This window comes from Fibrobacter sp. (assembly GCA_024399065.1).
Lineage (GTDB): Bacteria > Fibrobacterota > Fibrobacteria > Fibrobacterales > Fibrobacteraceae > Fibrobacter.
In genome coordinates this window covers 66,002-88,561 of sequence record JAKSIB010000006.1, presented here as the reverse complement: position 1 = coordinate 88,561, position 22,560 = coordinate 66,002, and the positions used below count along the sequence as shown (strand labels likewise).

The 22,560-nt window shown below is 47.9% G+C and carries 19 protein-coding genes; 14 read left to right on the top strand and 5 right to left on the bottom strand.

Annotated features, from left to right (window positions below; all coding sequences use genetic code 11):
• The first annotated feature begins 82 nt into the window (after window positions 1-82).
• Both MJZ25_04530 and MJZ25_04525 read left to right on the top strand, forming a co-directional pair.
• A complete protein-coding gene (locus MJZ25_04530) occupies window positions 83-1,471 on the top strand; it encodes a sugar porter family MFS transporter (GenBank protein MCQ2123433.1) in 1,389 nt (462 codons plus the stop codon).
• A 163-nt stretch (window positions 1,472-1,634) separates the two neighbouring features.
• Window positions 1,635-2,546 carry a polysaccharide deacetylase family protein gene (locus MJZ25_04525; protein ID MCQ2123432.1) on the top strand — a complete coding sequence of 304 codons (912 nt, stop codon included), beginning with the start codon at window positions 1,635-1,637 and terminating at the stop codon, window positions 2,544-2,546.
• A gap of 124 nt (window positions 2,547-2,670) precedes the next feature.
• On the opposite strand, the gene MJZ25_04520 is transcribed toward MJZ25_04525, so the two are convergent.
• The 5 genes from MJZ25_04520 to MJZ25_04500 all read right to left on the bottom strand — a co-directional run bounded on the left by MJZ25_04520 (window position 2,671) and on the right by MJZ25_04500 (window position 10,439).
• Complete coding sequence (locus tag MJZ25_04520; protein ID MCQ2123431.1) at window positions 2,671-4,860, bottom strand: glycosyl hydrolase family 8; 2,190 nt, start codon at window positions 4,858-4,860, stop codon at window positions 2,671-2,673.
• A 223-nt stretch (window positions 4,861-5,083) separates the two neighbouring features.
• On the bottom strand, window positions 5,084-6,274 hold the full coding sequence (locus tag MJZ25_04515; protein MCQ2123430.1) for an acyltransferase family protein: 1,191 nt from the start codon (window positions 6,272-6,274) through the stop codon (window positions 5,084-5,086).
• Window positions 6,275-6,276: 2 nt separating this feature from the next.
• Window positions 6,277-7,404: a hemolysin family protein gene (locus MJZ25_04510; protein ID MCQ2123429.1), complete on the bottom strand. Its 1,128-nt coding sequence runs from the start codon at window positions 7,402-7,404 to the stop codon at window positions 6,277-6,279.
• Entirely contained in the window at window positions 7,404-9,734 is a 2,331-nt protein-coding gene (sppA, locus tag MJZ25_04505; GenBank protein ID MCQ2123428.1) for a signal peptide peptidase SppA, read from the bottom strand. Before sppA ends, MJZ25_04510 begins: the two co-directional genes overlap by 1 nt.
• Before the next feature lie 18 nt (window positions 9,735-9,752).
• Window positions 9,753-10,439, bottom strand: a complete 687-nt coding sequence (locus MJZ25_04500) for a hypothetical protein (GenBank protein MCQ2123427.1) — start codon at window positions 10,437-10,439, stop codon at window positions 9,753-9,755.
• A gap of 264 nt (window positions 10,440-10,703) precedes the next feature.
• Between MJZ25_04500 and MJZ25_04495 the strand changes: the two genes are divergently transcribed.
• From MJZ25_04495 to MJZ25_04440, 12 genes are all read left to right on the top strand, one after another.
• Window positions 10,704-11,990, top strand: a complete 1,287-nt coding sequence (locus MJZ25_04495; protein MCQ2123426.1) for a CotH kinase family protein — start codon at window positions 10,704-10,706, stop codon at window positions 11,988-11,990.
• A 23-nt stretch (window positions 11,991-12,013) separates the two neighbouring features.
• A complete protein-coding gene (tagD, locus tag MJZ25_04490) occupies window positions 12,014-12,412 on the top strand; it encodes a glycerol-3-phosphate cytidylyltransferase (protein MCQ2123425.1) in 399 nt (132 codons plus the stop codon).
• A gap of 134 nt (window positions 12,413-12,546) precedes the next feature.
• Window positions 12,547-13,992, top strand: a complete 1,446-nt coding sequence (locus MJZ25_04485; GenBank protein ID MCQ2123424.1) for a lipopolysaccharide biosynthesis protein — start codon at window positions 12,547-12,549, stop codon at window positions 13,990-13,992.
• A gap of 10 nt (window positions 13,993-14,002) precedes the next feature.
• The gene (locus MJZ25_04480) at window positions 14,003-15,115 is read left to right on the top strand and encodes a DegT/DnrJ/EryC1/StrS family aminotransferase (GenBank protein ID MCQ2123423.1); all 1,113 of its coding nucleotides are present in this window, start codon (window positions 14,003-14,005) and stop codon (window positions 15,113-15,115) included.
• A 20-nt stretch (window positions 15,116-15,135) separates the two neighbouring features.
• Window positions 15,136-16,401, top strand: coding sequence for a hypothetical protein (locus MJZ25_04475; protein ID MCQ2123422.1), 1,266 nt, complete (start codon window positions 15,136-15,138; stop codon window positions 16,399-16,401).
• 8 nt (window positions 16,402-16,409) lie between these two features.
• Window positions 16,410-17,177: an SDR family oxidoreductase gene (locus MJZ25_04470; GenBank protein MCQ2123421.1), complete on the top strand. Its 768-nt coding sequence runs from the start codon at window positions 16,410-16,412 to the stop codon at window positions 17,175-17,177.
• A 4-nt stretch (window positions 17,178-17,181) separates the two neighbouring features.
• Window positions 17,182-18,324 (top strand): glycosyltransferase, encoded by a 1,143-nt coding sequence (locus tag MJZ25_04465; GenBank protein MCQ2123420.1) that lies wholly within the window; start codon window positions 17,182-17,184, stop codon window positions 18,322-18,324.
• Window positions 18,325-18,434: 110 nt separating this feature from the next.
• The gene (locus MJZ25_04460; GenBank protein MCQ2123419.1) at window positions 18,435-19,514 is read left to right on the top strand and encodes a histidinol-phosphate aminotransferase family protein; all 1,080 of its coding nucleotides are present in this window, start codon (window positions 18,435-18,437) and stop codon (window positions 19,512-19,514) included.
• Between the two features lie 12 nt (window positions 19,515-19,526).
• Entirely contained in the window at window positions 19,527-20,243 is a 717-nt protein-coding gene (locus MJZ25_04455; protein ID MCQ2123418.1) for a 2-C-methyl-D-erythritol 4-phosphate cytidylyltransferase, read from the top strand.
• A 40-nt stretch (window positions 20,244-20,283) separates the two neighbouring features.
• Entirely contained in the window at window positions 20,284-20,718 is a 435-nt protein-coding gene (rpiB, locus tag MJZ25_04450; protein MCQ2123417.1) for a ribose 5-phosphate isomerase B, read from the top strand.
• A 29-nt stretch (window positions 20,719-20,747) separates the two neighbouring features.
• Complete coding sequence (locus MJZ25_04445) at window positions 20,748-21,560, top strand: SMP-30/gluconolactonase/LRE family protein (GenBank protein MCQ2123416.1); 813 nt, start codon at window positions 20,748-20,750, stop codon at window positions 21,558-21,560.
• A gap of 48 nt (window positions 21,561-21,608) precedes the next feature.
• The gene (locus tag MJZ25_04440) at window positions 21,609-22,532 is read left to right on the top strand and encodes a LicD family protein (protein ID MCQ2123415.1); all 924 of its coding nucleotides are present in this window, start codon (window positions 21,609-21,611) and stop codon (window positions 22,530-22,532) included.
• The last annotated feature ends 28 nt before the right edge of the window (window positions 22,533-22,560 follow it).

Genomic DNA, 22,560 nt, shown 5'->3' with positions numbered 1-22,560 from the left:
TACACTTTTTCGTTTGAAAAGCAAAACCTCATATTATATTATCGGCGCTTACTATGTAAAACATCAACATAAAAGGAATGATATGTCTACAGCTAAGTACAATCTCGGGCACGTCATTGTGATTACCCTTTCCGCTGCAATCGGCGGTTTCCTCTTCGGTTTCGACTCCTCCGTTATTAACGGTGCAAACGTGGCTCTTAAGGGCTACTTTGGCTGTAACGACATGCAGTTGGGCCTTGCAGTTTCCTTGGCTTTGATTGGCGCCGCTATTGGTGCTTACTTCGCTGGCCGCCTGGCAGATAAGTTCGGTCGCGTTCGCTGCATGCTGGCAGCATCTGTTCTTTTCTTCGTCAGTGCAATCGGTTCCGGTCTCCCCTTCACCGTTACTGACTTTATTATGTGGCGCGTCATCGGCGGTATCGGTATCGGTGTCGCTTCCATTATCGCCCCGATCTACATTGCAGAAACCGCTCCCGCACACCTCCGCGGCCGCCTGGGTTCCATGCAGCAGTTCGCCATCGTGATCGGTATTTTTGTCGCATTGCTTTCCAACTACGTCATCGTCCGTATCGCCGGTTCCGCTAGCCGTCCCATCATGGGCTTCGAAGCTTGGAAAGTGATGTTCTGGGTCGAAGCAATTCCTGCTCTCATCTACGGTATCGCCGCATCCCAGCTCCCCGAATCTCCCCGCTACCTCGTAAGCAAGGGTAAGATTGACGAAGCCAAGAAGGTTCTCGCCATGATCAACGAAGATGGCGTTGAAGCTGAAATCAATTCCATCAACGAAACCTTTAAGAACAGCAAGCCTGCAAAGCTTTCCGACCTTCTGGAAATGGTTGGCGGCAAGAAGCGTGTTGCTCCCATTGTGTGGGCTGGCCTCGGCATTGCAATTCTCCAGCAGCTTGTTGGTATTAACGTGATCTTCTACTACGGCACCATGCTTTGGCAGAGCGTTGGCTTCGGTGAAAGCGACGCATTCCTTACTAGCTTGGTTTCCAGCGGCATTAACCTGACCATGACTATTGCAGCAGTTCTCCTTATTGATAAGATCGGCCGTAAGCCCCTTCTCCTTATCGGTTCTGCAGGTATGGCTGTAACTCTCGGCACTTTGGGCCTCTGCTTCATCTTCGGTGCAGAAAACGGCCAGCTGAGCCACGGTGCAGGCATCATCGCTCTCTTCGCAGCAAACCTCTATGTAACCTTCTTCGCCGCAACTTGGGGCCCGGTTATGTGGGTTATGCTTGGCGAAATGTTCAACAACCGTATTCGCGCTGTGGCAATCTCCGTTTGCGGTCTTGCACAGTGGGGTGCAAACTTCTTGGTCAGCTGGTCCTTCCCGGTTCTCGTTGGCGAAAACGGTATCGGCGTTGGCCCGACCTACATGATCTACACCGCATTCGCAGCCATAAGCTTCTTCTTCGTAGCCAAGTTTACTACGGAAACTAAGGGCAAGGCCCTGGAAGATATGTAAGCCTCAACAGTTTTTCTTCATAGTAAACAAAAGCGCTCGGCAATTCCGCCGGGCGTTTTTTTGCAAAAATCCCCCCGTTCTTATTTGTAAACAGAGATTTCTATGAAACTCCGTTTTTCCCATTATTTTATTTATATGTTGGGTAAAACTCTGGAGTAATTATATGAGCGTTATTACCGCTATCCCTTGGAACGGTCACAAAGCCGCAGCTAGCTTCACTTTCGACGACGCCTCCGAAAGTCACGTAACCACCTTGGCTCCCTTAGCAGAAGAAATGGGTATCAAGGTCACCTGTTTTCTAACTGGAGACAGCTACTACTTCCGCAACAACTATGACAAGTTCCTCGCAATGGCTAAGGCTGGCCATGAAATGGGAAACCATACGGAAACCCATCCGAAGCTGACCCAGCTAAGCGAAGCCGATCGCCGCCGCGAAATTTTGACATACAAGAAATTCCTCCAGGATAAATTGCCGGGCCTCCCCTTCAATGTCTTCGGCACACCTTATTGCGACAACAACGAAGATGTACGAAAGATTATTGGCTTGGAGCATTACATCAATCGTGATTGCCGAGGATATGGTCGCATCACCTGGAGCAAGGAACCTAATTGGCTTTCTATGGATTCCAAAGCATGGCAACGTTCTCTGAACACCGTTGAAGAATTTCAGCAAATCGCCCAAGACACAAATAACGCCGGTGAATGGATCATCTATATGAACCACGGTGTGGACTTGGATAAAAATAACGACTACTCCATTGACCCTGATGACTTAAAGGCAATTATCCAACAGGCCAAGGATTTGGACATGTGGATAGCTCCATTCGGTACCGTAGGCGCCTATCATAGAGCAGCATTCGCACTAAAGCACGCCTCCACCTCTGAGGACGAGGAAGGCCTTACCATTCATTGGAAAAGCCCTCATGCAAAAATGCCCAAGAGCGTCCCTGTAAAAGTGTATATTGATGTTGATGGAAACAGTAAAGTCATTCAAGGCGGCAATGAATTGCTGCAAAACGAAGACGGAAGCTACACCATCGAATTCATGGAACAAGAATTGAAAATCATTTTCTAGCGTAGCCCTAAACGCTCTGCGTGACACTAAAAAATCCCCCGGCATTTAGCCAAGGGATTTTTCAATTTTCAAGAGTCTGGTTAAGACTGCTTCGTTTGCTTCGGCCATCGGCCTCGCAATGACATTACTTCACAGCAATCTTGCTCATCTTGTTACCGACGCGGACCATGTAGACGCCCTTGTTCGGAACAGTGATGGTCTGATCCATGCCGAAGAATGCCTTGGTAGAAGCAATTGCCTTACCCTGCATGTTGAACACAGCGATATCAGCACCAGCCTGGGCGCCGCTCACAGTGATGTTCATGCCGGAAGCGGTAATCTTAGCCATGCTGAGCTGACTTGCAGCTGCGATAGCATCAGTACCACTGCCATTACCGTTGCCGTTACCGTTACCGTTAGAACCGGTGCCAGTCACAGCAAAGCCAACAATCTTTGCAGGATCAACAACCTGCTTGCTACCATCAAGGAATTCAATAGCCTTCACGGAAAGCGCACCGTAACCGCCCTTGGCATCCTTAACTTCGAACTTGAGGCCCTTGACCTTCTTCAGGATTTCAACACCTTCCGGAGCAGCGTTCTTGTCGACCCAGCTAAGGATGGTAATCAAGCTATCGCTAGAAGTCTTGCAGGTAGTTTCACGGCCGAGGAAGCCATAGTCGCAAGGAGTCAGATCATAAGTGATAGCAGTATAGTCTGCAGTGTTCGGAATGAACATGCCCGGTTCTGCACCAGCTTCAGCAGTAGCTTCGTTCAAGATTGCGAAGCGGATGGGGCCTTCAGTCTTGGCAGTAATGCGGAGGTACTTGATGCCGAGAGCAGAAAGATCCACACCAGTTTCAGCCTTGTTGAAGGACATTGCGATACCTGCAGAAGGATACTTCAAAGTACCAGCAGCAGCAGCTTCAGCAGTCCAAGTCGGTTCCGGACCGATTTCCATCACAGCGTCAGCATAGATTGCGCCATCACGTGCGAACAACGGAGAAGAACCAGAGTCCGGAGACATCTTAGTCTTGCATTCGACATACTTATCATGATATGCACCCCAGTTCCAGAAACCGGAAACACCAACGGTGGTATCGCCACGAGTCTGCTGAACACCGTCAACACCGCTGTCAGAAGAACGCATGAGGCTCGGATCCGGAGTGAACTTTTCGAAGCCAGTCATATCATAGAGGTTCGGCATGTTACCGGTCATGAGCAAGAGGTACAGGAGGTTCAAAGTAGAGGGATAGTACTTTTCGCCACCATCGGTAGTACCGCAGTTTGCAGCGCTCTTACAGCTAGTGAGGCTAGCGAGAGTCTTGTAAACGGTTTCCATGTAGTTTTTGGCAGTCTGATCATCAGCCAAAGAGGACGTTGCAAGACCAAGGCCACCAGAGAAGGTGGAGGAAACGAAGCGACGCTTATCGCTCAATTCTGCTTCACCATTTACATAGTAACCGGAATTGATACCAGAAGCGGTCATGGTAGCCGGCATGAGCCAGCTAGAAATCTTCTTGTTGAAGCTCAATGCATCGCTGTCACCGTACCAGTAGTAAGCCCAAGCGGTGCGCCACGGAGTACGTGCAGCGTCATCAAAGAAACCTGCATCTTCGGACTGGGCCACAGATGCGGAAGTCTTGGTGGGCTGATGGGAGCCCCAAGAGCACCAGTCAGCAACGAGACCAGTCTTGGAGTTCTGGCAAGCAAGCAAATCCTTGGCAACATCAGAACGATGAGTTGCCCAAGAGGACTTACCGGTAACCTTTTCAAACAGCTTGAAGTTAGCAAGACCTGCATAGCTGGGGTTGAAAGCGTCGTTCCAAGCGCTACCCGGCTTCAACTGGGTACCGTTGAAATCGTTATTTTCAATCCAGTTGATCATGGTCTTAGCGTCAGAAAGATACTGGGTGTTGCTCCACTGAGCGGAAGCCTGGACCAAAGCGAGAGCAGCATCGATATCGGAGTCAGTTGCAGAACCGGTACCACCGCTGCAACCGATACGCCAATGCATACCACCGAGACCATCGGCAGAAGCGTTATTGGTCTTCCAAGTATTGTACAGCTTCTTGAACATGGTTTCATCATCCATGTACACGGTAATCAACATACCGTAAGCGATTGCTTCAGAAACGGTAGAGCAAGTACCTTCAGGGGAAAGAATCCAGCCCTGGTTGGCATCGTACCAAGTACCCTTCCAAATATTATAATGTTCCTTAATTACATCCGTAGTTGCAAACGGAACAGTGTAGCCATAGGGGCTCTTGTAATTGTGCGGAAAGGAGGACTTTCCGGCAGTAGCAGCAACTGCAGTGAGCAAAGTTGCGCTAAGCATTACTTTAAAAATATTCTTCATATATTCCCTTTAGTTTTTGAAAAAAATTCAAACCGACCTAAATATAAAACCAAACCCCAAAATCCGCTATACTTTGCTATGTAATAAATCCGTTGCATATTTTTTTGTATCGTAAATTTTTCACAAAAAGTGGCGAATTCAAATAAAAAAAGGCGCTTTCGCGCCTTATGTTTCACTGTGTTTACAAACTATTTTTTGTTCTCTATCCGTTCGCCATTTTAGCCATCTTAGCCTTTTTGCGTTTCGTTTTAAAATGCAAATAAAGGGGGCTTGCTGTATACAGGAAGAGTATAAGAACCAATGTCGCCTGGGGGGAATTCATGTTGGTGAAACCCCAACCAATGGTAATGAGCGGCAGGTGCAAAAGGTACGGATAGAAGGAAGCCCTTCCAATGGTACGTACAATAGGCACGCAGAAAAATCTTGCCAGGAAACCCTTCGCCGGGATCAAACTCATAATAAAGAGCCCGCTAATCAAAATAGGAATGGAGTGGCGCACGATAAAATAGGCTGCCTGGTGATGCACCCAGTTCTGTCCAGCATAACATGTAATATAGAGCGCAACCAGTAAAACCGCCTGGCAAATTCCGGCAACGTAGTTCTTTTCAAGGAAAGCAAATTGACGTTCCTGATACAAGCGGAAAATGATCATGCCGAAGAAGTATTCACACACGTGCATGGCAGGGAACATGTGGAAGAATCTGAAACGGATGCCGTAATCGGGAGAGTAAAGCGTAGTGCAGCCAAAAATCAATCCCTGGATAATTCCCGGGATAAACGTGAGGGCAAAAAGAAGCCATAAGATTTTCACGTTCTTGACTTTATAGAAGAACTTTGCCGCAGCCGGAGTAAATGCGTAGCAAATAAAGAACCCAGTCAAAGCCCAGGAAGGTTCATTCAATTTCATTCCCAATTCAGGAACAAGAGACCAGGTAAGGGTCAGGTGCAAGAAAAGGGTGCGAATGGGATGGGCCATATTCTGAAGCCCATTGACAAAACCCGTTCCAATATCACTCAAGTTGTCAGGTACCCCAGTCAATCCGGAATACTTGAAAACCATGGCCACAAACATAAGCATTGTGCAGATGAAATGCAAACGATAAAGTTTTGCAATTCTACTGAACATGAAGGGCACCACGGGAATGCGGCGGTCAGGATCGCTAAACTTGCTAGCAAACAAAAATCCCGCCAGCACAAAGAATAGGCCAGCAGAAAAGGCGGGACCGCTTACAATAGGTTTTAACCAGGTGTATTTCGCCGCATAGCCAAATGCGCTGGAGGAGGCCAAGTGCAAAAAGACAATATTCAAGGAAGCCAACAAGCGAAGGCCATCGATGGCCGGGAAATAGCCCTTGGTACTTTTATAGGAAAAATTGGATTTTGTTTCCGTCATAATTACTTTTCTTTTTCGCGGGAAACGGAAGGCATAATAGAGGTTTTACTCAAGAGAGCGCTTTCCTTGGAATTCACGAGGCGCTTCTGCTCGCGCATGGAGGCGAGTGCCTTGGAGCGGCGGCGGGCGGATTCCTGAAGGTCCACAGACTCGTCGTACTCGTCCACAATTTCACGGCCAAGGATTTCTTCAAGAACGTCTTCCAAGCTGACGACGCCGGCAATAGCGCCCCATTCGTCAACAACACCGACAATATGGCCACGCTGCTTAAGGAAACGGAGAAGCAACTTGTCCAAAGTCAAGGAATCCGGAATCAGCAGCAGGGGGCGCATCATCTGACGAAGCTTCACATCACGCTTGCCCTCAGCCAACTTGTTGTACGCATCACGACGGAGAACGATACCCACCCAGTTGTCCTTATTCTTGTCGTACAGCGGGACACGGGAGAAAGGCCAGTTTCCGCGTTCGTCAAGGGTTTCACCAATGGTCTTGTCGGCACCGAGAGTAAACACCACCTGACGCGGGGTCATCACCTTGCGCACAGGAACAGATTTTAAGGCCAGAATATTCTTGATGACCACAGACTGTTGTCGGTCAATCACATCTTCACGAAGGCCGAGGCTTACAAGGCTGTTGATGTCATCAATACTCACGTCCTTCTTTTCTTCACTTTCATGAGTCCAATGCTTTGTGAGGGTAAGGCAAAGCCAAATCAATCCTGTGCAAGAAAGCACCTTAGTTATATAGTAGAACGCCACAGAAACGAGGGGAGCCACAACCTTGGCCTGCTTGACGCCAAGCGTCTTCGGGGTGATTTCGCCAAACAGCAAGATCAAGATTGTAAGAATAATTGGGAGTGCTACTTGTCCCGCAGGCGGCAAGTTCTTTACCGCAAGAGCTGTCGCGAGAGAAGCACCCACCGTATTCGCGATAGTGTTCACCACAAGCACAGAAGCGATGTAACGGTCAATATTTTCCTTCACATGGGCCATGTACTTGGCCGTAAACTTTTTCTGCTTCTGCAAAGATTCGATGGTCGCAGGAGTCACACTATAGAAGGAAGCTTCCGTCACCGAGCAAAAAGCGGAAATAGAAAGACAACCTAGAACAGTCAGCACGATATAAAACATTATTCAGCACTCCAAAGGCTGGGTTCCACAGCCCAAAGCTGAGTTTTTTCCATTTCCGTCACGAAATCCACCAAGGCCTTCGGACTAGAATTCGGCATCACATAGGATTTGTCTGCATTCAGGAACACCAATTCTACTTCAGTTCCCTCGTCAATTCCAGCAAGACGTTTTGCAGAGGAAATTGCATCATCAATTCCGCCAAGCTGGTGTACCAAACCAGCCTGGAAAGCTTTATAGCCAACCATTACGCGGCCGCCACCATAGGAGGAATCAACAGTAGCTTGAGGAACACCGGTAGCCTTGGAAACCACACCTGTAAAGCGTTCATAGAAGTCATCCATATATTCCTGCAGAGCCGCCTTTTCTTCGTCGGTCCAAGGTCTTGCAAATGTTTCCGCATCAGCGTAGTCATGAGACTTTACAGGTTCTGCGCGAACACCCAATTTAGACAGGAGACCAGAAACATCAATCTTGCCGCCGTAAATGCCAATGCTGCCTACAATCGACATCGGTTCAGAAACAATATGGTCTGCACCGCAAGCAATATAGAAGCCGCCCGAGGCGCCCATCGATCCAATACTTGCTACGACGGGAGTTCCCTGCTCGCTAACATTGCGAAGGGCTGCCCAAATCTTGTCGGAAGCAATTGCATTTCCACCCGGAGAAGATACGCGAACCAGAAGCGCCTTGGCTCCTGTCGAGGACAAGTTACGAATAGAATTCATGACGGAACGTTCCATTTGACCATCAATCGTACCATCAATATTCAGTACCGCAATAGAAGTTCGGGGAGCCCAACTTTCGTCAAAAATTTTCTTATCCATAGGACGCCAGGTTCTATAACGAGCGTGGGGAGCATCCAAGCCATAGAATGTCTTAAGTGCATAAGCCGGAATTTGGTCTATGTATAATAACGTATCAACCAGACCAACCTTCTGGGCAGTCTTCGCCGTCACAACAGGCTTAGAAACTAGGGAACGAAGGTTTGCGACCAATTCATTCTGATCCTTTCCTTGACCAGATTTTCCATCAGCGACCAAAACCTCAAGGACATCCCACATATCCTTATACAAGGAATCCATATTGGCTCTGGATTCCACAGACATGGAATCGGCAACGTAAGGTTCTACAGCAGACTTAAACTTCCCATGGCGAAGGAATTCCACCTTGACACCAATCTTGTCAAAGAAGCCCTTGTAGTAAAGTCTATTACCGCCTAGGCCTCGCCAATTCAAGTGGGCCGAAGGTTCAACCACAATGCGGTCTGCGTTTGCTGCGGCAATCAATACAGAGGGACGGACATCATCCAGGTAAGCAACAACCTTGCTCCCTCTAGCCCGCATTTTCAATACAGAACGATTGATTTCATTCGAGATTCCAACGTTTCCCTTATAACCAGAGAAATCAAGAATAACAAGACCACAAGACGGATCTCGATACATGTGTTCAAACAGATTACGGATTTTCCAAATGCTTGTAGAAGATTTCTTAAACGGAGAGAACGGAACTTCCGAATCAGAAACCTGCATATCCAAAGGCACTCTTATAATTTGCGCAGATCTGTTGGTCTTAGGATCTCTGGAAGTATGGAAACTAAGTACACCACCCTTGGGCAGCAAATCGTCATACACATGCAGGGCGGCATTGCCGTAGGCTCCAAGATTCGTAGACAAAGTGAATCTAAATTCATCCTTTCCATAGAGAGGAATCTGCAATCCACCTCGGAATCCGTAAGCTTCAAGTTCCAAAAGCAAACGGTGATCTTCAAAGTTTTCAACATCGTAACTAAGGCTAAATGCATTTCCGAGCCTAAAAGTCAAGCCTGCATTTTGGACTCGGCTCGGAGCTTTGGGCCCCATGTAAAGCAAGTTATCGCAAGAATAGCCCAAGGACAAAAACTTCAGGGGGCGATAGATAAGACCCAGGGAAGCATTCCATTCAGTGCCGTCAAAGTCTGCACTTCTTAAAGCGCCAAAACGGGCACCCCAGAACAAGCGTCTGCTAAAAAGGTCATTGGAATACGTCAAATTCCAGCGGGATTCGTCGAGATTACCCTCACCTACCTTGTAATCAAAACCTGCAGCCCAATGCTCCAGATTTCCACCGATTCTAATATCTGAAATGCCATCATTGTAGTCGTAGGAAACCAAGGCTCCTTTGGAATCAAAAGCCGCAAGGCCAGCCGGGTTGCCCCAAATACCGTGAGCACCTTCCAATGAAGTAAAATTGGATTCACCGGGGAGATAGGCAAAAGCAGATACAGCCAAAACGGAAACGGCCGAGCAAACCAGAGCCGTGCATCCAGGAATCTTTTTTCTTTTAAAGTTCATCTTCTATCCTCTCCCGTCCTAATTCAAAAGCCATTTCACGTATAGACCCAAAGTATGTCCCGTTTCCAAGCCAAACAGGTTTCCACGATTCATTTCGTAAAACAAGGCCGTTCCCAGGGAATACTTCATCAAGTTAAAATAATAAGCTCCGTCCAAACGCAACCTTAGCCCGCGATACTGATCATCCATTTTACGGTAGGGTTTGCTTAAAGCGTAATTTTCTGATTCCTGCAAACGCATGCGATACAGGAAAACATAATCAATCTTCCAACCTCGACGGGAAACTTCGTCCCAAGCAAGTCGCCAAGAAATCGACCCCTTCAAGCCCAGCTCATCCCCAGGCTGGAATTCATTTTTTTCAAGGAAGGAGAAATACTCCAGGGCCACTCCCAAGTCCATTCTTTTTGACAAGGGATAAAGCCCCATAGGCGATATCTTCAAGCGATGAAATCGGTTCGTCTGGGATCCGCCAGCAGGAGGAATTCTCCAACCCAAATCCACACCGAAGTAGGGGAATGGCATAACCTTCGCCCCAAAGTAGGATTCATTAAAACCGTTGACCTGAAGATCCACAAGTTCATGACGTTGGTCATGGAGCATTGTATCAAATTCATAGCTCAAAAAACGATAGGAGGCGTCGGCGTAAACAGAAAAACAATTGCAGGGAGCATATTCCACGGACAAACCTACATCCGTACTGTACACGTCGTCTAAAAGTTCCCCTAGCCAGCTGATAGACGCAAAAGTTTGGGGAGAACGAATTGTCCAAACATTTTCTCGAGCTTGCGAAAATAACGCAAAAAAAAGAACTAGGCAAAGCGTAGTCCTAACGCAAAGACTGCTCCAAATGGAGTCCTTTCGATTTTTGCATCCGCGAATGTTCATTACTATAAACCACAAGTTAAAAATTTTCGCCAATACACACAGTGCGCCGATTGGACTAATTCCACATTTTTCTAAGTTTTCAATATGCGGCGTTTCCTTTTGATTATCATCCTTTGCAATTTGCTTTGTTCCTGCGTGTGGAACGAAAATAGCGAAAGCATGGACTACCTGCCGCTAGACGATTCCGAATACCCCTACAGCGGCCTCCCCCGAATCGTAATCGAAACCGAGAACTTCAGGCAGATTTACGACCGCGAAACAAAGATTCCTGCCAGACTCCAGATTTACGGCGAAAAATCCCCCGAAACCGAAATCATGGACCTTACCGTAAAAGGCCGCGGAAATTCATCCTTTGTCTTCGCCAAGCATGGAATCAAACTTGAATTCGAGAACAAGGAAAAGATTCTCGGCATGCCCAAGAACCGCGACTGGGATTTGATTTCCAATCAAAGGGACAAAAGCTTTCTTCGAAACTACATCACCTATCAGTTGGCAGACGCCCTTGGCGACGAATACTCACCACGAAGTTGTTTTGTGGAAGTTTTCCTGAATCGGGAATATATAGGAGTCTACCAGTTGGTAGAGCACATGAAGGTTTCCAAGAACAGAATCAACATTCCGGAAAATGACTCCAGCTTTTTAGTTGAAAAAACATCGGCAACCACGACGGGCGTGGAAATGGACGAGGATGCTCCGGACAATATCAACGGCTATATCAGTACGAATCCGCGCATATTCATCACCCAGCTTGGCTACATATTTCAGATAAATTCACCAAAAAATCCCAGCGACCAGTCCATTAAGCTAGTGCAGGACCATTTCAACGACTTTGAAAATTTCCTGAAGGGTAAGGGGGTCTATAACATGGACTCTCTCGCCAAGTGGATTGACGTAGAAGACTTCATCCGTTACTACACAATCCAGGAATTTACAAAGAACCTGGACGGAGCATTCCGCAGAAGTATCTACTTTACATGGGAAAAAGGGGACGTCATCAAGATGGGTCCCGTATGGGATTTTGACTTAGGGTATGGATTAACAAGTTCAGAAATGAAAACCCATGAAGGATGGTACGTCCGAAATTACGGTTGGTACCGTTTCCCTTTCAAGAACAGTAATTTCAAGAAGGCTGTTCAGGAATATTGGGAAACAAATAAGAAACATTTCGCCGCGTTACCCGACTCCATCGACACCATGGTGTCCAAGCTAGGCAAGGCTGCAAAAAACGAATTCAAACGCTGGCCCGTTCTTGGAACAGACGACTACTGGCCCTTTGTCGAAGCCTACGAAACATACGAGGACGCAGCAAATTCATTGAAGACATGGATTAAAAAGCGCTATGATTGGCTAGAAGAAAACGTAGACAAATAACTTTTTTCTATATTTTACACATCATGAAAAAGATTATCACATACGGAACCTTTGATTTATTGCATTACGGTCACATTAATCTGCTGAAGCGCGCCAAGGCTTTGGGAGACTATTTGATTGTAGCTCTGTCTACCGATGAATTCAACTGGAACCAAAAGCAAAAGAAGTGCTACTTCAGCTACGAAAAGCGCAAGCAGCTCTTGGAAGCAGTCCGCTATGTGGATCTTGTCATCCCGGAAGAAACCTGGGACCAGAAGAAGACCGACGTCAAGGAATACCATGTTGACACCTTCGTTATGGGCGACGACTGGAAGGGCAAGTTTGATTTTCTTAAAGAAGATTGCGAAGTGGTATATTTGGAACGCACTCCTGAAATCAGCACCACTCAAATCAAGAAAGATTTGGAAACTTCCAAGAAATAAGTTTTTGAAAAAAAAGTTCCTCTTATGAGGGACTTTTTTTTATTACCGTACAAATTGCAAAAGGGCAAAAGACATAGCCCGAAATCAAATCGCAGCAATGGTTCGAGGCTAAAGATTCTACATTTACTAGAAGTATGTCTTTGAAGCAAAAAACATTCAAGGGTGTTATCTGGAGCGCTGTAGAAAGGTTCTCTACCCAGGGCGTCCAGTTCTTGTTCGGTATTCTCCTGGCAAGACTTCTAACCCCCAATGACTATGGCATGATTGCCATGCTCACCATCTTTATGGCGGTGAGTCAGACGTTCATTGACAGCGGTTTCGGCAACGCCCTTATACGCAAGCCGGATCGCAACGAAAGCGACAAAGCGACAGTTTTCTTCTTCAATATTTTCATGGCTGCAGCCTGCTACGGAATCATTTTCCTGGCAGCACCATTCGTGGCAGACTTCTACAACATGCCACAGCTTTCCGATATCCTTCGGGTATTGGCAATCAATCTAATTATCCAGGCCTTCGGTTCCATCCAGCGATTGAACCTAACCATCGACCTGAATTTTAAGACGCTGGCTAAGGTTTCCCTGTCGGGCGCCCTGGTGGGCGGTACCGCGGGTCTCATCTGCGCCTACAACGGCCTTGGAGTGTGGTCCCTGGTGGTCCAACAGATGGTCACCACATCCACCCGAGTGGTTCTCTTCTGGATTCTTGTTCGCTGGCGTCCCAGGAGTTTCTTCAACAAGACCTCCTTCAAGAATATGTTCGGCTTCGGTTCCAAGCTTTTGGCCTCCGGATTACTGAACACTGTTTACGACAACGTGTACGACCTTATTGTGGGCAAGGTCTTCTCGGCAGCAACCCTGGGAAACTTCAGCAGAGCAGCCCATTTTGCAAACTTCCCTTCTTCCAACATCACAGGTATTTTCCAGAGGGTAACCTTCCCCGTTCTGAGCAAAATCCAGGATGACCACGAAAAGCTGCGTACAGGTTATCTGAAATTCCTGAACATGGCGACGCTAGTGGTTTTCCCCATGATGATTGGACTTGCCGCCCTGGCAAAGCCGTTTATCCTTCTGGTGCTTACGGAAAAGTGGGTAGACGCCATCCTAATTCTCCAGATTATCTGCTTTGCCCAGATGTGGTATCCGGTGCATTCCATCAACTTGAACGTTCTGCAGGTCATGGGCCGATCCGACCTATTCCTGAAACTTGAAATCATCAAGAAGATTGTGGGCATCACCGTTCTCTGTGTGACACTTCCCTACGGCATTATCGCCATGTGTTTTGGCCAGTGGTTCAACGCCTGCTTCGGCCTGGTGGTAAACACCTACTATTCCGGAAAACTGTTGAACGCAGGGCTTGTACCGCAGCTCAAGATGTATGTTCCCACCCTTTTGAACTCCCTGATCATGGGCGCAATCTGCCTGGGAGTCACTAAGGTTCTTCCCGAAAAACAGTACGCCGTTCAACTTGGTTTAGGCATTACCGCAGGTATTGCCTACTACGCATTGAGCAACTGGATATTCAACAGGGGAACCGTAAACGAACTGTTGGAACTTTTGAACAGAAAGAAAAACAAATTGTAAATTAAACGCTATGAGTGAAAACAAAAAGATTACCGTTACTTCTCCCCTGCTTCCGGACTTGAACGAATTCAAGGCCATGCTGGACGATATCTGGAATCGCAAGTGGCTCACTAACAATGGTCACTACCACGAAGAACTGGAAAAGGCTCTGGCCGACTACCTTGGCGTAAAATACCTCAGTCTGTTCACCAACGGAACTCTCCCCCTCATTACCGCGTTACAGGCAATGAAGATTACCGGAGAAGTCATTACCACTCCATACAGTTTTGTAGCCACCACTCACTCTATCTGGTGGAACGGTCTTAAGCCCGTATTTGTGGACGTAGATGAAAAGACCGGCAACATCGATCCCGAAAAGATTGAGGCTGCAATCACTCCGCATACCACAGCCATTATGCCGGTACATGTTTACGGCACCCCCTGCAACATGAAGCGAATCCAGGAAATTGCCGACATCTATGGCCTCAAGATTATTTACGATGCAGCCCACGCCTTCGGCGTCAAGGTGAACGGTGAATCCGTACTGAAGGCTGGCGACATGAGCACCCTCAGTTTCCATGCCACCAAGGTGTACAACACCGTGGAAGGTGGTGCCCTGATTTGCCACGACGAAGTTACCAAGAAGAGAATCGACTACCTGAAGAATTTCGGTTTCGCCAACGAAACTACCGTTGTTGCCCCCGGCATCAACAGCAAGATGGATGAAATCCGTTCCGCCTACGGCCTCTTGAATCTGAAGCAGGTAGACAGCGCCATTGCCAACCGCAAGCGCGTGGCAGACCTTTACCGCGCAGGCCTCAAGGACGTGGCTGGAATCCGCTATCTCGAGGATATCGAAGGCGTCCAGCACAACTATTCCTACTTCCCCATCTTCATTAGCGAAGAATACAGCATGAGCCGCGATGCCCTTTACGAAAAGTTGAAGGAATACAACATTTTCGGCCGTCGCTACTTCTACCCGCTGATTAGCACCTTCTCCGCCTACAAGGGTCTGGAATCCGCAAACCCCAAGAACCTCCCCATTGCCCACAAGCTGGCCGACCAGGTTCTTTGCCTGCCTATGTACGCAGACCTTAAGAACGAAGAAGTAGAGAAGATCATCAACGTAATTGCAGCCAAGTAAAATCACAAAGGGTGCGTAAAATGTTCAAGGGAAAAAAGCTTCTTATCCTGGGTGCAAATCCCGAAACAGCCAACATCGTGAGGATTGCCCAGGAAATGGGCGTAACCACCATCGTTACCGATTACGACCCTCAGGCGCCAGCAAAGAGAGTATCTGACATCAGCTACAACATCGACGCCATGAATGTCGACGCCCTCTACGAAATGGCAGTGAAGGAAAAGGTGGACGGTGTTCTTGTTGGCGTTGCCGATCCCCTGATCGCCCCCTACCAGAAACTTTGCGCACGCCTAGGCGTTCCCTGCTACGGCAACGAAGATACCGTAAAGGCGTTCACCAACAAGCGTCACTTTAAGGAAACCTGCAAGCGATTCGGCATCGAGGGTATTCCTGAATACTCCGCAGACAACAAGGACACAATCAAGTTCCCTGTAATTGTAAAGCCCGCAGACAGTAACTCCGGCAAGGGCATCACTCTTTGCCGCAAGCGTGAAGAATTGGATGACTGCATTGAACGCGCAAAGAAGGAATCCCGCACCCAGACCGTCCTCATTGAACGCTACATGGAATGCGATGATTTGAGCATCTATTACACCATCGTTGATGGCAAGGTGTACCTGTCCAGCCTTTCTGATCGTTACACATTGCGAACAAACTCCAGCGCCACCCCGATCTGCGTAGGCGACGTTTTTGTTTCCAAGTACTACAATGAATTTGTAAAGAACGAACATCCAAAATATGTGAAGATGTTCAATGAACTGGGTCTGAAGAACGGTGTTCTCTATGTTTCCGCATTTGTGGAAGACGGACACTTCTATGTTTACGACCCGGGCTTCCGTCTCCAAGGCGGTGGATTCCACCTGATTCTCAAGTACATGAACGAATTTGACCAGAGAAAGATGCTGGTGAACTTCGCTCTTACAGGTTCCATGAACTGCGTTGAAACTACTGGCGGAAATTTTGAAGCCAAGAACGATGCACACATGCATGGCAAAAGTGCTGCCGTCGTATGGTTTCTCCTTAAGAACGGAAAGATTGCAGACATCAAGGGCCTGGATTTTGTAAAGAGCCACCCCTCTGTGGACTTTATCATTGATCGTTTTGAAGTGGGCGACGAAGTCACCCAGGCCATGCAGGGTACGGAACGTCAAGTTTTCCTCCGCATTTTCATGCACTGCGATAGCAAGGCAGAACTTGCAGCAATCCTCAAGGATTTTGAAAACCATCTTGCCGTGACAGATGTTCAAGGCGAAAGCATGATTTTGCCGTCTCTGTTGAGCGCCATGTAGGAGAAGCCATGGAAATTTCGCTGAACAAAAAAGTCATTGTCATTTCGGGCGGTACAAAAGGTGTAGGCAAGCAGTTGGCATTGCAATGCGCCGCAGACGGTGCCACCGTGATCATTTCTGGCCGTGACGAAAACAGTGCCTCAAGCATTATTGATGCGGCAAAGAATTTGCCTGGTTCCATTGAATTCAAGAAGACAGATTTGCATAGTGTGCAATCTATCCGTGAACTTTTCGCCTACGTCGCCGACAACTACAAAAAACTGGATGGTTTCGTAAATTACGCAGGCATCACCCCTGCAGCATCTCTCACAGAATGCACTGAGGAACTTTTCGACGATGTCTTTGACATCGACATCAAGGCAGCCTTCTTCTGCAGCCAGGAAGCAGTCAAGCTGATGCAGAAGTCAAATGGCGGATCCATTGTTCTAGTAGGTTCCACGCACCATACCCGCGGAAACAAGGACCGTACCGCATACGCCTGCGCCAAAGGAGCCCTTTACACACTTTCCAACCACATCGGGAAACACTACGCCGAAGACAATATCCGTTGTAACTACCTGGTCATGGGCTGGACTCCTACCGATGGCGAACTGGCTTTGCGCAAGTCTCAAGGCATGACTGTCGAAGAACTCCACGCAGAAGCAGCCAAGGCCATTCCCATGGGTAGAATGACCGAAACCACAGACCTTGTCCCCGCCATGATTTATCTACTCAGTGATGTTTCCTCCATGGTTACAGCCACAGAATTCAAAGTCAACGGTGGAGAGCTGATCTAAACTCATGGCAACCGTAAGCATCATCGTCCCCATCTACAATGTGGAAGCGGAATTGCGCAAATGCGTTTCAAGCATTTTAGCGCAAACCTACAAGGACATTGAAGTAATCCTCGTTGATGACGGATCTCCGGACAACTGCGGCGTCATCTGCGACGAATTCGCAAGCAAGGACAACCGCGTAGTAGTCATCCACAAGAAAAACGGGGGCCTTGTCAACGCCCGCAAAAGCGGTCTTGAAAAATCTAGCGGCCGTTTTATCTCCTACGTAGATGGCGATGACTGGATTGAAGAAGACTTCATTCAAAGCCTTGTTGATTGTCAGCAGAAGCACAACGCGGATGTTGTTGCCGCAGGTTTTTCCAAGGACATTGGGGACATTTCCGACAAGCATTCAAACGCAATTCCCGCAGGCTTTTACGATAAGCAGAAAATGATCGCGGAAGTCTATCCGAGAATGATTTGTGCAGGCCCCTATTTCTATTTTGGCATCTGTTCCTACGTTTGGAACAAACTATTCAAAAAGGAATTGCTTTTTGAAAGCCAAATGGCGGTAGACCCACGCATTTCCGTTGGCGAAGACACTTCCGTCGTGTTCTCCGTGCTGCTCAAGGCCAGTACGCTTTACATCAGTGACAACACCAGCTATCACTATTATCAGAAAGCTTTTTCCATGTTGAAGAGCATGGACTCCCTGGAAAAGGAAAAAGAAAAGGTGGCTTGGTTAAACAACTACCTTGTGGAATCCCTGAAAGACGCTCCCGCCGAATACAAGCTAAGGGAACAAATCGATCGTTACATCGATAGTCTCAGAATCATTCGTTACGGCGAAAAGGAAACTTCTCCTAGAAACCAAATTTTCGATGCCGCCCACACCGACCGTGTCGCCATTTTCGGAGGCGGTATTGTCGGCCAAAACATTTACTCCATCTACGCATCCAAGAAAATTGCCCCCATCACCGGCTGGTTCGACAGAGATGCTGAAATCTACCAAACCCAGGGTTTGCAGGTTCAATGCATCAACGAAATTCCCCATACGAAATTCGACAAAATCATCATCGCCAACCTTGATGAAAAAAGCATTCGGAAATCTCTTGAAATCCTGCAAAATTACGGGATTGATTCAAAAAAAATCATTACCCTTTTATAGGGTTTTAGCCAGTGCGCTAAAGGTATCAAACGCCCCCTGTTTTCCCGGGGCGTTTCTTTTTCACCTGCCGTAAAAAACTATATTTGGAAGGTGAATTGTATACGCATCTAATGATGCTTAACAGGAGCCCCATGTACTACGTTAATCCGATTATCAAGAATTTCTTCCGCTATGGCCAACCTGAAGGTCGCGGCAAGTACGTAAGACTAGACCAGAACGAGAACCCTGATGGAATTCCCCAGTGGCTCTTCGACAAGGCCATGAGCAAGGTGACTCCTGAATACCTTTCTATCTATCCCGAAGAATCCAAGCTTACCGAGGAATATGCAAAGGTAATTGGCCTGAAGGCAGAAAATATCGCCCTCACTGACGGTAGCGTCGTGGCTATGGGTTACGTGATCAAAGTTTTTGGCGAACCGGGCAAGGACCTGCTTTGCGTCACCCCCACATTCGGCATGTACAAAGTTTACGCCGATATGCAAGGGATGAACACCAAGTTCGTTCATTACGAAAAAGATTACACCTTCGACATTAACAAGCTCCTGGCAGAAATTAACGACGACACCAGTTTGGTATCTCTCGTGAACCCCAACATGCCCATCGGCAATGCCTACACCCAGACTGAAATCCGCAAGGTTCTGGACAAGGCTAGGGAACACAGCGCCATGGTCATCGTGGACGAAGCCTACTACCTGTTCCACAAGGAAACTTCCATTGAGCTTTTGAAGGAATACGACAACCTGATTATCCTGCGCACCTTCTCCAAGATGCTCTCTATGCCGGGTCTTCGTATCGGTGTTGTTATTTCTACGGAACAGAACGCCCAGTACATCCGCAACTACAAGCCCCATTACACCGTAAACGCTGTAGCATTGGCCGTTGCCGAAGAAATGATGGCAAACTACGACCGTGTGGTTAAGGAACTTTCCGAAAAGTTTGAAGGTGGCAAGGCCTACTTGCTCAACGCCCTCAAGGAAACCAACTACTCCTTCATCCCCACCCAGGGTTGCTTCATCTGCATTACGCCCAAGCACAAGACTGCCGAAGAAATCACCGAAGAATTGAAGAACCGCGGCATCCTGATTTTCTGTGGCAAGGGCGACTCCGCAGGTTTCCTCCGAGTCACCATCTGGGACAAGAAGTACATGGAACTATTCATGAAGGAACTGGTCGCTATCGACGTGGCCTAATAGGATTTTTCAATGAAGCACGTAGCAATTATTTTGGCCGGCGGTTCCGGCACCCGTATGGGTGGCGCTATGCCCAAGCAGTTTCTTTCCCTGAAAGACAAGCCCGTCATCGTTCATACGTTGGAAAAGTTCCAGCAGAACGATAACATTGACGCAATTCTTATTGTCTGCATCAAGGACTGGATTGAACACCTCAAGGAAATCCTGGACGAATTCAAAATTCCCAAGGTGCAGTGGATTGTAGAAGGCGGAGCCACAGGCCACGACTCTTCCCGCAACGGCATCTTCTTCTTGAAGGACAAGCTGGAAGACGGCGACCAGGTGGTCATCCATGACGCGGCACGTCCTATCCTGCCCCAGCAGGCTATCGACGAAATGCTCCGCGTCTCCCACGAAAAGGGCAATGCCTCCCTGGCCATTCCCTGCCACGAGACCGTGCTTTTCACCGAAGACGGCAAGAGCGGCATCAAAGAACTGGACCGATCCTCCATTATGCGAGTACAGACGCCCCAAGCATACAACTACAAGCTTATCCGCACCGTGTACGAAAAGGCCGAAGCCGAAGACAAGCATGACTTCATCTATGCCGACCTGGTCTGCACCTACTACGGGGAACGTATCTATTTCTCCAAGGGCTTTACAAACAACATCAAGATCACCCGCAAGGAAGATATTCCTCTTTGCAAGTCCTTGATGAAGTTCAGTGACGAAGAATTGTTCAACTCCTAATTAAGCAAGTTCCGCAACTATTTTTTTCGAGAGACAAACCATGATCAAGAAGATTGCCATTGGCGCAGACCACGCAGGCGTAGAATACAAGCAGCCCCTCATCCAGTACCTGGAATCCAAGGGTTACGAAGTTGTCAATGTGGGCACCGACACCACCGATTCTGTAGACTACCCCATCTATGCAAAGAAGGTTTGTGAAGAAGTGACCAGCGGCCGCGTCGATACAGGCATCCTTATTTGCGGCACCGGCATCGGCATGAGCATGATGGCCAACAAGCAGAAAGGCATCCGCGCAGCCGTCTGTGGCGACACCAAGTCCGCAGAATTCACCAGACTCCATAACGACGCCAACGTACTTTGCATGGGCGCTCGCATCATTAGCTTCGAACTCTGCAAACAAATTACCGACGCCTACCTGGCAGCCGACTTCATGGGCGGCAAGCACAAGGTTCGCATCGACATGTTCGAAGACTAGTCTACACTTCAAAAGCCCAGGTTGCCGCGGTGAGTTCCAATACCCCCAAACTCGTTTTCTATGCGCAGTCTACTTTGCTGGAAGGCCCCGCCTTTAGCAAGGAACTGAATTCGGTTTTGTGCGTTTCCATTGAACAGGAACGCATATTTCTCATCGACCCTGACGAGCAATATGTAAAGACATTCAAGACCCGAGGCCAGGTAGGATTCGCCGTCTTTGAAGACAAAGACCACATCATCTACGCAGCCTACGAAGGCGTTTTCCGTCTGTGCATTTCTACGGGCGAAGAAACTTTCCTCTACCACTTGATCAGCGATCCGCAGATTCGCTACAACGACGGCAAGAAAGATCCCAAGGGTAGACTGCTTTTGGGAACTACCGGCTACAAGTGTTTTAAGGAAAAACAGTGCGCCTTGTTCAGCCACGATGGAAACTCTGCCAAGGTTCTTGTCAACGGCACAAGCATTTCCAACGGTATCGGGTTCTACAAGAACTACATGTTCTTCATCGACACCCCAACCCGTAAAGTAGGCCGATACATCTACAACGAAAAGGGCGACGCCACCTTTGACAAGTACATCGTATCTATCGAAGGCAAGGGCAATCCCGATGGAATGGACATTGACGACCAGGGAAATCTTTACATCGCCATCTGGGGCGGTTCCCGCGTAGAGAAGTACAACCAGGACGGCGAAAAAATCGGCGAGTTGCAAATGCCCGTCCTTAACGTCACCTCCGTGTGCATCGTTGGCGAAAAGCTCTACGTCACGACAGCCATGCACGATGATGGGACACAAAGCGAGCCCATGGCCGGCGGCCTCTTCGTTGCAGACAAGTTCTAAAGGTAATTCGCGACCCATTAACAGGATTTTCAAGGCAGGTTTTTCAAAATGACCGAAATCGAAAGAATCAAGCAGGAAGGTTGGCTCCCGGAAAATTTCTGGAACGAGGAAGTCCGCGATGAGTATTTGGTCTCTGCCGAAATGAAAAAAGTATGGGCCATCGAAATGGACCTGTACCGCGAAGTAACCAGAGTCCTTAACAAGTACAACCTTCGTTACTTTACCGATGGCGGAACCACCCTAGGCGGCGTCCGTCACAAGGGTTTCATCCCCTGGGACGACGATCTGGATATTTGCATGCCTCGTGAAGACTACGAGAAGTTGCATCAGTTGGCTAGCGAATTCAAGGATCCCTACTTCCTGCAGTCCACCGTTACGGACCCGGAATACGGATACTCCTTTATGCGTTTGCGCAATTCCAACACATCCGTTGTGGTAAAACCTTTTACTCACGCGAAGTTCAATCAGGGCATCTACATCGACATTTTCCCTCTGGACAACGCCACCATGGAAGACATTGCGCCCCGCATGGACAAGATCAAGAACTTGATTTTGAAGAATTCAGCTTACATGCGCAAGGATTATCCGCAGAAAAGCGAGAATGACCTGCAGAAGATCAAGGACTTCCTTGATCCGAACATGAAGCCCATCGACGTATGGAACGAAATCAACAAGGAAGCCACCGCCGACAACCATATGGATACCGGTTACTGGTCTACCATTGTGACCACCATATTCGCGCCTTCCAAGAATATTTTCCCGAAGAGTATTTTTGACTCTTACAAGGACATTCCTTTTGAGTCCATCTCCATCCGCGTTCCCGCAGGTTATCACGACTTGATGACAATCTACTACGGCAACTACATGGAATTCCCGCCCGTAGAAAAGCGAGGCAACTGGCATGATTTGGTATTCTACCCGGAAATTCCCTACAAGGAATTGTACAAGGAAAAATTCGGATTAGAAATGTAATTAACGGAAAATTTTTCGAACAGAAAAC

Excerpts from the sequence above, each read along its gene's own strand:
- MJZ25_04525 (MCQ2123432.1), top strand. The coding sequence starts at position 1,635 with ATGAGCGTTATTACCGCTATCCCTTGGAACGGTCACAAAGCCGCAGCT.
- MJZ25_04530 (MCQ2123433.1), top strand. The coding sequence starts at position 83 with ATGTCTACAGCTAAGTACAATCTCGGGCACGTCATTGTGATTACCCTT.
- MJZ25_04495 (MCQ2123426.1), top strand. The coding sequence starts at position 10,704 with ATGCGGCGTTTCCTTTTGATTATCATCCTTTGCAATTTGCTTTGTTCC.
- MJZ25_04520 (MCQ2123431.1), bottom strand. The coding sequence starts at position 4,860 with ATGCTTAGCGCAACTTTGCTCACTGCAGTTGCTGCTACTGCCGGAAAG.
- sppA (MCQ2123428.1), bottom strand. The coding sequence starts at position 9,734 with ATGAACTTTAAAAGAAAAAAGATTCCTGGATGCACGGCTCTGGTTTGC.
- MJZ25_04455 (MCQ2123418.1), top strand. The coding sequence starts at position 19,527 with ATGAAGCACGTAGCAATTATTTTGGCCGGCGGTTCCGGCACCCGTATG.
- MJZ25_04480 (MCQ2123423.1), top strand. The coding sequence starts at position 14,003 with ATGAGTGAAAACAAAAAGATTACCGTTACTTCTCCCCTGCTTCCGGAC.
- MJZ25_04470 (MCQ2123421.1), top strand. The coding sequence starts at position 16,410 with ATGGAAATTTCGCTGAACAAAAAAGTCATTGTCATTTCGGGCGGTACA.
- MJZ25_04460 (MCQ2123419.1), top strand. The coding sequence starts at position 18,435 with ATGATGCTTAACAGGAGCCCCATGTACTACGTTAATCCGATTATCAAG.
- MJZ25_04485 (MCQ2123424.1), top strand. The coding sequence starts at position 12,547 with ATGTCTTTGAAGCAAAAAACATTCAAGGGTGTTATCTGGAGCGCTGTA.
- MJZ25_04515 (MCQ2123430.1), bottom strand. The coding sequence starts at position 6,274 with ATGACGGAAACAAAATCCAATTTTTCCTATAAAAGTACCAAGGGCTAT.
- MJZ25_04465 (MCQ2123420.1), top strand. The coding sequence starts at position 17,182 with ATGGCAACCGTAAGCATCATCGTCCCCATCTACAATGTGGAAGCGGAA.
- MJZ25_04440 (MCQ2123415.1), top strand. The coding sequence starts at position 21,609 with ATGACCGAAATCGAAAGAATCAAGCAGGAAGGTTGGCTCCCGGAAAAT.
- tagD (MCQ2123425.1), top strand. The coding sequence starts at position 12,014 with ATGAAAAAGATTATCACATACGGAACCTTTGATTTATTGCATTACGGT.
- MJZ25_04475 (MCQ2123422.1), top strand. The coding sequence starts at position 15,136 with ATGTTCAAGGGAAAAAAGCTTCTTATCCTGGGTGCAAATCCCGAAACA.
- rpiB (MCQ2123417.1), top strand. The coding sequence starts at position 20,284 with ATGATCAAGAAGATTGCCATTGGCGCAGACCACGCAGGCGTAGAATAC.
- MJZ25_04510 (MCQ2123429.1), bottom strand. The coding sequence starts at position 7,404 with ATGTTTTATATCGTGCTGACTGTTCTAGGTTGTCTTTCTATTTCCGCT.